The organism is Sulfitobacter sp. HI0027, assembly GCF_001634775.1.
Classification (GTDB): Bacteria; Pseudomonadota; Alphaproteobacteria; order Rhodobacterales; family Rhodobacteraceae; genus Sulfitobacter.
The window spans coordinates 1-779 of the sequence record NZ_LWER01000381.1 but is presented as its reverse complement, the minus strand read 5'-3'; the positions used below and the strand labels follow the sequence as shown (position 1 = coordinate 779).

Annotated in this window: 1 pseudogene; it reads right to left on the bottom strand. The window is 61.9% G+C overall.

From position 1 onward, the window contains the following. Positions 1-779: pseudogene (gene tnpC, locus A3722_RS17645) on the bottom strand (IS66 family transposase); the annotation flags it as partial.

Sequence of the window (779 nt, the reverse complement as noted above, 5' to 3'; positions counted from 1 at the left end):
GGCGACGAGCCGGGCATCAGCATCCAGCCCATTGATCTCGCGCTCGATGTCGAAGATGGCATCGATCCGTTTCACCGCTTCCAGTGCGACCGGCGAGATCTGATGGGCGGGTTTGCCCTTGCGGACGTTGCCCGCAATGTCGGCCAGTTCGAAGAACTTCCGGCGGGCATGTGACCAACACAACGCACTGGTCACGGGCCCCTCGTCGCGGTCTTCGCGATAGAGATCGTTGTATCCACCATAGGCGTCCATTGCCCGGCAGTGGTTTGCTTGCAAACCATGAGAGGGGGCTTGCAGCACACCTTGCCATCCGGCCAGATGCTGATTGGGATTGGTTGCGCCGCGATCTCGAGAGAAGTGGAAGAACGCCGCTGGTGGGGCGCCACCATTCCATGGCCGATCATCACGCACGTAGGTCCAGAGCCGGGCCTTTTTGCACCGCCCCGCGCCAGAAGCGGCACGGTGGTATCATCGCCATGTAGGCGGTGAGCGGCACGCACATGGCTTTCGATCAGGGCATGGATCGGCTGCAAGGCGACAGTCGCGTGCCCGACCAAGTCTGCCAGCGTGGAGAGGCTCAGATCAACGCCTTCACGCGCAAAGCGCTCTGCCTGCCGGTTCAACGGCTGGTGCTGTCCGTATTTTTCGAAGATCAGCATTGCGATCAAGCTGGGTCCGGCCCATCCGCGCGGAATCGCATGGAACGGCGCCGGCGGCTGGCTAATCTTCTCGCAGGCCCGGCAAGTGAACTTCTCGCGCACAGTCTGGATCACCTTCCA